The 8,706-nt window shown below is 70.5% G+C and carries 7 protein-coding genes and 1 pseudogene; 7 read left to right on the top strand and 1 reads right to left on the bottom strand.

Translation table 11 applies throughout. The features are described 5' to 3' along the window. A pseudogene (locus ACFWF3_RS14435) lies at positions 1-397 on the top strand (FAD-containing monooxygenase EthA); the annotation flags it as partial. A 46-nt stretch (positions 398-443) separates the two neighbouring features. On the opposite strand, the gene ACFWF3_RS14430 reads toward ACFWF3_RS14435, so the two are convergent. Beyond that, positions 444-944, bottom strand: coding sequence for a hypothetical protein (locus ACFWF3_RS14430; RefSeq protein WP_379314038.1), 501 nt, complete (start codon positions 942-944; stop codon positions 444-446). A gap of 275 nt (positions 945-1,219) precedes the next feature. Between ACFWF3_RS14430 and ACFWF3_RS14425 the strand changes: the two genes are divergently transcribed. The 6 genes from ACFWF3_RS14425 to ACFWF3_RS14400 form a co-directional block, all read left to right on the top strand. Next, positions 1,220-2,491, top strand: coding sequence for a hypothetical protein (locus ACFWF3_RS14425; RefSeq protein ID WP_379314037.1), 1,272 nt, complete (start codon positions 1,220-1,222; stop codon positions 2,489-2,491). After that, positions 2,488-3,453: a glutamate ABC transporter substrate-binding protein gene (locus ACFWF3_RS14420; protein WP_379314036.1), complete on the top strand. Its 966-nt coding sequence runs from the start codon at positions 2,488-2,490 to the stop codon at positions 3,451-3,453. The genes ACFWF3_RS14425 and ACFWF3_RS14420 overlap by 4 nt, the downstream gene beginning before the upstream one ends. Beyond that, positions 3,450-4,622 carry a hypothetical protein gene (locus ACFWF3_RS14415; RefSeq protein ID WP_379314035.1) on the top strand — a complete coding sequence of 391 codons (1,173 nt, stop codon included), beginning with the start codon at positions 3,450-3,452 and terminating at the stop codon, positions 4,620-4,622. Before ACFWF3_RS14420 ends, ACFWF3_RS14415 begins: the two co-directional genes overlap by 4 nt. Then, entirely contained in the window at positions 4,619-7,054 is a 2,436-nt protein-coding gene (locus ACFWF3_RS14410; RefSeq protein ID WP_379314034.1) for a tetratricopeptide repeat protein, read from the top strand. Before ACFWF3_RS14415 ends, ACFWF3_RS14410 begins: the two co-directional genes overlap by 4 nt. Beyond that, positions 7,051-8,061 (top strand): PP2C family protein-serine/threonine phosphatase, encoded by a 1,011-nt coding sequence (locus ACFWF3_RS14405; RefSeq protein ID WP_379314033.1) that lies wholly within the window; start codon positions 7,051-7,053, stop codon positions 8,059-8,061. Before ACFWF3_RS14410 ends, ACFWF3_RS14405 begins: the two co-directional genes overlap by 4 nt. Next, the coding region (locus ACFWF3_RS14400; protein ID WP_379314032.1) for a VWA domain-containing protein at positions 8,058-8,706 on the top strand (649 nt) is incomplete at its 3' end. The genes ACFWF3_RS14405 and ACFWF3_RS14400, both read left to right, overlap by 4 nt.

The following is an 8,706-nucleotide window of genomic DNA, read 5'->3' as shown; positions in this document are numbered from 1 at the left end:
TCCCTACAAGAGCGTCCTGTACTCCGACATCCCGAACTTCCTGATGATCATCGGCTACACCAACGCCTCCTGGACCCTGAAGGCCGACCTCGCCGCCGCGTACCTGTGCCGCGTGCTCAACATCATGCGCGACCGCGGCTACACGACCTTCGAGGTGCACGCCAACCCCGACGACATCGCCGACGAGTCGCTCATGGGTGGCGCCCTCACCTCGGGCTACATCCAGCGGGGCAACGACGCCATGCCCCGCCAGGGCGCGCGCGGTGCCTGGAAACTGGTCAACAACTACTACCGGGACCGCACCCTGATGCACAAGGCCCCGATCGAGGACGGCGTGCTCCAGTTCAGCAAGACCGGCACCAGCGTGGAGCCGGGCGCGGAGAGCATCGGCGCCTAGGCGCGCTACTGAGGATGGCCGGTGGCAGCGCTAGCTCTCCTCGGAGCTAGCGCCCGTCCTTCGCGGCTTGGCGCCGTGCCCCCGCGGCGATGCTGGAGGCCTCGAACTTCTTTCGACCGGAGGACTCGCGGGTGGCGTCGGTGCGCGCTTTCCCCGCGGAGCGCACCTTCCCGTCACTGTCGCCGATATCGCTGAACGACGGCGCGTCCTTGCGGGCGCGGGCGAGCCTCTCGGCCTTCAACTTGCGGGCATTGCGCTTCGAGGCCGTGGCCAGCTGGCGGCTCACCCTGCTTAGCGCGCTTTCGAAGACTTCCGCTTTGCCGGCGTTATGGGTGTTCGCCGATTTTCCGGCGCCGCGCGCTCCCTTGGCTTCTACCTTGGCCGCGCCGGATCGGCGGTACACCTTGACGAATTTGTTGCGCGCCCGCCGCACACGGGTATGCAGCCGGATCAGCGCCTCTTCGTCGAGATCGGCCATCTGCGCTTTCTTTGTGCCGCGGATCAGGACGTACTCGTCTTCGGACAAGGAGTTCATCAACTTCGACATGTCGACTCCGATCTACCCGAGGGTCACCGTAGGAAAAGAGTGTAGTCCTACCCGTTGAGGGTCACTGTCGACGATCTTGTGCCACGAATTCGGGGGCTGTCGCGGTCAGGAATCGGCCGCAGTGGATTCTTGCGTGTCCGCACCGGGTCGCTGGGCCGCGTGGCGGGCCTCCTCGCTGTCGCGTTTCGGCCGATTTCCTTCACCCGGGCGAACTTTCAGCGGCTCCCGTACTATCGCGATCGAAGACACCGCCCGGGGAGATGAAGGAGGACGGTGTGGGATCTCGCCTACCGGCGACCATCCGTGACGCGGGGACGTGGCTGCGGCGATTCGCCGCGACGACACCAGGTGCGATCGGGGTGGTCCTCGTCGTGACCACGGTGGCCTGCCTGGTTGCCGGATCGACGGCGGGACGACAGCTCGACGCCAAGATCGTGCGCACCGAACAGGTGCTGGATCGGACCGAGCCGCTGGCCTTCGCCGCGCAGAGTCTGTATGTCTCGCTCTCGGCCGCCGACGCGGGCGCCGCGACGGCCTTCCTGTCCGGCGGCATCGAATCGCCACAGGTGCGAGACACCTACGAGCAGGCGCTCGCCGAGGCCGCCGCCGCCCTGGCGGAGGCGACCGCCGGTGCCACCGACGCGCAGACCAGGGCGATCGTCGCCCGCATCGCCGCCGACCTGCCGACCTACACGGGCTTGGTGGAGACCGCGCGCGCCAACAATCGTCAGGGCTTCCCGGTGGGTTCGGCGTATCTGCGCCAGGCCTCGGATCTGATGCAGACATCGCTGCTGCCCAATGCCGAACAACTCAGTAGGGCCCGCTTCGCCGCGGTGCGGGAGGACCAGCAGCGCATCGGCGCGCTGCCGTGGACGAGCATCGTGCTCCTGCTGCTGGTCCTCGCGGTGTGCCTGGTCGGGTCGATCGTGTTGCTGCGCCGGACGAACCGCCTGGTGAACACCGGCCTGGCGCTGGCCGCGCTGGCCGCTTTGGTGGCGCTGCTGTGGACCGCGGGCGCCACCTCGACCGCCGCGCAATTGCTCGAGGACGGAAGTTCCGGCGCCGGAGCGCGCGTGGAGAACCTGGCAGGGGCCCGCATCCTGGCCCAGCAGGCCCGCACCGACGAAACCCTGGCCCTGATCACCCGCGGCGACATCACCGCCACGGAGAAGGCCTTCCAAACCCACAGCGGCGACCTGCGCGGGCGCCTCACCGCGGCCGGTGGCGGCGACTCCGATGCCGAACGCGCGCTGACGAATTGGAACGCGGGGCACAATGCCCAGCGCACCGCCTACGAGAAGGCCGACTATCCCGGCGCGGTCACCCAGGCGATCGGCACCGGCCCCGACAGCTCGGCCACCAGCTTCGCCCGCCTCGACCAGGAACTGCGCGACGACCTCGCCCAGGCCCGCGACGACCTGCGCGACGGTGTCGCCGCTGCCGCAACATCGTTGACCCTCAGCCCCTTCGGCACCCTGCTCCTGCTGCTGGCCGCGGCCGGCGCGGTGATCTCCGGACTCTGGCCACGACTCAAGGAGTTCTTGTGAGGCGTCCACTGCTGGTCACGCTCGCCGCGGCCGTCGCACTGGTCGCGGGCTGTGCCGACGCCCCCGAACCGTCGACCATCGCCGCCACCGCCGTCGCACCACCGCTGCCCGGCGCCGAGGCGATCACCTCGGCGCCGACCGCCGAGGGCACCGGAACCTGCGATACCGAAGCGACATTGGCGCCGACGACCCAGCCGCGACCGGGTGCGATGCCCGCGGGGTCGGCGATGGCCGCCATCATCGCCAACGGCAGGCTGCGGGTCGGCGTCGATCAGAACACCTACATGTTCGGGTTCCGCAACCCGTCGACCGGCAAACTCGAGGGTTTCGACATCGACCTGGCCAGGGAGATCGCGCGCGATCTGTTCGGTGACCCGGACAAGATCGAACTGCGTTCCGTCACCGCGGCCGACCGGATCCCGCTGTTGCAGGAGAAGAAGGTCGACATGATCGTGCGCACCTTCTCGGCGACCTGCGAACGCCGCCGTGAGGTCGACTTCTCCAGCGTGTACTACCGTGCGGCGCAGCGCATCGCGGCCCCGCACGGGGCGGGCATCACCAACGGCGCCGGGCTCGCGGGCAAGCGGGTCTGCGTCGCGAAGGGCACCACCGCCGCCGCGCCGCTGTTCACGCTGCCGACCCCACCCACCGTGCTCGGCGTGACCAATTGGACCGACTGCCTGGTGGCGCTGCAGCAGGGCACCGTCGACGCGATCAGCGGGGACGAGCCGATCCTGGCGGGGCTGGTTGCCCAGGACCACAATCTCGAGGTCGTCGGCGACCCGATCGGCGCGGGCGCTTACGCCGTCGGGGTGCCGCGCGGCAGCGACGAGCTGGTGCGTTTCGTCAACGGCGTGCTCGACCGCGCCCGTACCGACGGCACCTGGCAGCGGATCTACGCCCAGCACCTGTCGACTCTGGGCCCCTCGCAGGGGCCGCCGGTACCCCGGTACGTCGGATGAGCTGGCCGATGCTCGGCGTGCTCGAGATCGATCGTGAACTGGCGGGGCGCACAGCGGAATTGGCGACGGTGACCACGACCCTGCTGGAACTGGACCGCCACCCCGGCCTGGCCCTGGTCCGCCGCTATCCGCCGACGGGGGAGACCGCGCGTCGGTGGGCGCCGGTGGAGAAGGCACTGGGCGAACTCTGGGAGGACCTGGGGCGGGTGCGCGCCATCCTCGGCGAGGCGCAGGCGGTGCGGGCCGGTCGCGGCAGGGTCGACGACCGGTCGCGGGGGCGGCTCACCGAGCTGCTGCGCGGTCGCCCGCACGAGGTGGCGCGGATCCCGATCCCCTTGGCGCAGCGCGGCCTGACCGGTCCCAGTGAGACCGTCGTGACAGTCGGCATCGCCGATTGCCTGGACCGGATGCGCGCCGCGTTCGCCTTCGTCGCCCCGTTCGCCGACGAGGTCGCGGCGGTCGATGAACAGGTGCTCGGCGCACTCGCCCCGCTGCAACAGCGCGTCGAGCAAGCGCGTGGCGCGCTGGACGCGGCCACCGAACCACTGTCCACGCTCTTGGGTCGCGCGGGCACCGATCCGCTCGGTTTCGGGCCGGGTGAGATCGCCGGCGCCCTCGCCTCGCTCACGGCGCTGATCGATACCGAATCCGCCCGCCACAGCGACCATCTCGCCGTTGCCGCCGATCTGCCCGGCGCTGTCGCCGCCCTGCGCGCACAGTTGGCCGATCTCGGCGAACGGCAAGATCGCGCCGACGGCACCGTCACCCAGGCTCAGCACAAGGTCGCGACCGGCGAGCTACCCGATGGCGGCGAACCGGCCACGAGATTGCGCACCGAACTCGACACTCTCGGCGGTACGCCCGATCGGCCGACAGTGGAACATCTGCTCGCGCTGCGCGTGCGGGCAGGCGACGCTGCCGAAAAGGCCACACGGCGTGAGGAATTGGCGCGTGGTCTGCTCGATCGGCGCGCGGAACTGCGCGGCAGACTCACCGCCTACCGTGCGAAGGCCTCGCGGCTCGGAGTGAGCGAGGACCGGGATGTGCTCGCCGCCGACCGGATCGCGGCCGGTCTGCTCACCCGCACACCGTGCGATCTGGCCGCGGTCACCCGGGCCGTCGCGGACTATCGTTCGATCATCGGGGAGAAAGCGGGGCGGACAGCATGAGGTGTAGTGAACCGGGGTGCGGCGGCACGATCGAGGACGGCTACTGCGCACTGTGCGGTACCGCGCCCGTCGCGAGCGCGCCACCGGTACCGCAGGCCGGCCTCGCGGGCAACGGCCGATCGGGGCGCACGACAGCGCAGCCGCGCAGTGCGAACCCGCAGCCGCCACCGATACCCGTGCCGGTTCCCGGCGCCTGTGGCGAACCCGAGTGCGACGGCACGATCGTCGACGGTTACTGCGACACCTGCGGTACCGCACCGGCCACGGTGACGGGTCCGATGCACAGCCCGTCCGCGTCGACGGTCAGCGCGAGCGGGCGCACCTCGAGCCGCTCGGTCCGAACCCGTTCGGGCTCGGCGCGTTCGGCCGCGCGCGGCAGGCTCGGCGCCGGGCTCGTCGAAGTGCCGCCGGTCCCGCGCGTCGACCCGGCCACGGCGGTGCTCACCGACCCCCAGGTGCCCGAATCCGACCGCTTCTGCGGCAAGTGTGACAAGCCTGTCGGGCGCGGCCAGGCCGGTGTTCCCGGCCGCACCGCCGGGTTCTGCCCGCACTGTGGCACCCGCTACTCCTTCGTGCCCCGGCTGCGGGCAGGCGATCTCGTCGGCGGCCAGTACGAAGTGGCGGGGGCGCTGGCCCACGGTGGTCTCGGCTGGATCTATCTGGCCACCGACCGCGCCGTCAACAAACGCTGGGTGGTCCTCAAAGGGCTCATCGACACCGGCGACGCCGACGCCCTGGCCGCGGCCCTGGCCGAACGGCGTTTCCTCGCCGAGGTCGACCACCCCAACATCGTCAAGATCCACAACTTCACCGAACACGCCGACGCCGACGGCGAACCCGTCGGCTACATCGTCATGGCCTATGTCGGCGGCACCTCGCTCAAGCAGATCCTGCGCGCCCACCGCGCTGAGACCCAGCGCTATCTGCCGCCCGCGCAGGCGATCGCCTATGTGCTGGAAATGCTGCCCGCCCTCGGCTATCTGCACGCTCGCGGCTGGGCCTACTGCGATTTCAAGCCCGACAATGTGATGCAGACCGAGGAACGCCTCGAGCTGATCGACCTCGGTGCGGTCATCGCGATGGACGACCGCACCAGCCCCATCTACGGCACCCTCGGCTACCAGGCACCCGAGATCGCCGAAACCGGGCCGACGGTGGCCACCGAGATCTACACCGCGGGCCGCACACTGGCCGTGCTGATGATGCGAGTGCCCTCCGTCGACGGCAAGCTCGGCCCGATCCCCGGTCCCGAGACCGAACCGGTACTGGCCGAACATGATTCGCTGTACCGATTCCTGCAGCGGTCCACCGACCCCGACCCACTGGCGCGTTTCGCATCGACGAGCGAAATGGCCGACCAGCTCACCGGTGTGCTGCGCGAGGTGCTGGCGACCGGCGACGGCATCCCACGGCCCGGCATGTCGAGCCAGTTCGGTCCCGCCCGTGCCGTCTTCGGCATCGACAGCGTCACACCGGAACCGGGCGCCCTCATCGCCGGCCTGCCCGCCCCGCTGGTCGACCCCGGCGACAGTGGCGCCGCCCTGCTGGCGACCACCGATGCCGCGACCCCGGCCGAACTCGAGCGGGCACTCGCCGCCGGACTGCGCGCGGTGGTGACCGGATCGGGCGAGTCGGTCGAGATCCCGCTGCGACTGGTGCGCGCCGAGCTCGAAGCGGGTGACGCGGCAGCGGCGCTGACCCGGCTGGCCGCCTTGGACGCCGAGCTCGAATTCGACTGGCGCCCCGTCTGGTATCGAGCCAAGGCTGCCCTGCTCACCGGCGACTATGCCGATGCGGCCGCCGATTTCGAGTCCGTCTACGCGGCACTGCCCGGTGAATCCGCTCCCAAACTCGCGCTGGCGGCCGCCCTGGAGCTCGGTGCAGGCGCCCGCGGCGAGCAGCCCGACACCGGAGCCTTCGAGCTCGGCCGCGCGCCGGCGCTCTACGAAACGGTCTGGCGCACCGACCACACCTATCTGTCCGCCGCCTTCGGCGCCGCGCGACTGCGCCGCGCCTGCGGTGACCGCACGGGCGCGGTGGCGGTCCTCGATCAGGTCGACCGCACCTCCTCGATGTTCACCGAGGCCCGGCTCTCCGCCGTCGAAACGCTACTGGCGTACCGGGATCCGGCCGACCTCGACGAGGACCTGCTCCGCCGGACCGGCGAGCGGGTCGACCACTTGCGCCTCGACTCGCGCAAACGCACCGCGCAGGTGCGGATGGTCGTCCTCGAGGCGGCACTGAACTGGATCCGGTCGGGACAGCAACCGAGGACACCAGGCAAGCTGTTGGACGTGGAATTCACCGAGCAGGGCGTGCGGACGGGATTGGAACGATGCTTGCGGACACTGGCGCGCGAGGCCGACGACATGTGGACCCGATTCGTCCTGGTGGACCAGGCGAACTCGGTGCGCCCCAGGACCACCCTGTGACGGCGCCGGGCTGTGCCGACTGCGCGGGCTCGGCGCGGGCGGGACACCGCTTCTGTGAAGGTTGCGGTCGCGAACTCGGCGTGCGCAAAGTCGCACTGCCCGTGCACGATCCGGTCGCGGTGCCGCAGTGCTCGACCTGCGGTGAACGCCGCTACGAGGGCGGCTACTGCGTCAAATGCGGCAGCCCCAAGCCTGTCCCTGATCGTTTCGAGGAAGACCTCGGCGCGGTGTATGTCCTCACCGACCGCGGAATCAGCCACTCCCGCAACGAAGACGCGGTCGCGGCCGCGGTGCGCGAGGGCGACGGCATCCGGGTGATCGTGGTCAGCGACGGCGTCTCCACTTCCCAGGATCCGCAGGCGGCCTCCGGCAATGCCGCCCGCACCGGTGTCGATGCCGCGCTGGCCGCCCTGGCCGAGGGCAGGGCCGACTCCGATGCCGCGATGGCGGGCCTGGCGGCGGCGACCGCCGCGGTGCGCGGCATGTCACGCACCCCCGAGTACGCACCGTCGTGCACCTACGTCTCCGCGATCGTGCGCGAGACCAGCGTGGGTACCGACATCACCGTCGCCAACGTCGGTGACAGCAGGGCATTCTGGCTGGCGGCGGGCGATCCGACCGCGTCACGCCGGCTCAGCGTCGACGATTCCTGGGCCCAGGCTCTCGTCGACGCGGGCGCCCTCGACGAGACTGCGGCGATGAACGACCCGCGCGCCCACACCCTGCTGCGCTGGCTCGGCGCCGACGGTGGCGAAGCACCGTGGTCGGCGAACTGCCTGCAACGCATGCTCGCCACCGAGCCGGGCACGCTGCTGCTGTGCAGCGACGGCCTGTGGAACTACCTGCCAGAGGCGGTCGCGCTCGCCGGCTTCACCGTCGAGACGTCGCCGCAGGCCGCCGCTCGCGCGCTCGCCGACTTCGCCCTCAACAGCGGGGGCAGTGACAACATCACCGTCGCCCTGGCTCCGGTGCCCGTTGCCGTATCGCCCGAACCAGGAGTGTTATGAGTTCCCCTGAGACAGCCGGCATCTCGATCGCCGTCGACCAGAACGAATTCCTCGCCGAAGGTGCGAGCGTGGTGGACGCGGTGCTGACGGTGACCACCGGGCCCGAACTCGCCGCTGTCGCGACACCGCCGCCGCGGCTCGAGATCCTGATCATCGACTGCTCCGGGTCGATGGGTAACAAGCGCAAATTCGAGAACGCGCGCAACGCCACCCGCACCGCGCTCGACGAGATCCCCGACGGCACCGCGTTCGCCATCATCGAGGGCACCGAGTCGGCCCGGATGATCTACCCGAGCGACAACACCCTGTCCGCCCCCGCCGACCGCACACATCGCGCCTCGGCCCGGCGAGCCCTGGATCGGTTGCGGCCCGACGGCGGCACCGCGATGGGTTCATGGCTGGCGCTGGCCCGCGAGGTCGCCGCCGCGCACCCCGGCGCGCAGGCGCACGCGATTCTGCTCACCGACGGCAAGAACGAGCACGAGACCCCGCAGGAGCTCGCGACCGAACTCGACCGTGCCGAAGGGCTTTTCGTCTGCGACTGCCGCGGTGTCGGCGACGACTGGGTCGCCGAGGAAGTGCGCAAGATCGCCTCGAAACTGTCCGGTGACGCGAACATCGTCGCCGATCCGAAGGACCTGGCCC

This window comes from Nocardia sp. NPDC060220 (assembly GCF_042727815.1).
Classification (GTDB): Bacteria; Actinomycetota; Actinomycetes; order Mycobacteriales; family Mycobacteriaceae; genus Nocardia.
Note: the sequence above shows the minus strand (reverse complement) of the source record. Positions and strands in the feature narration are given on the sequence as shown.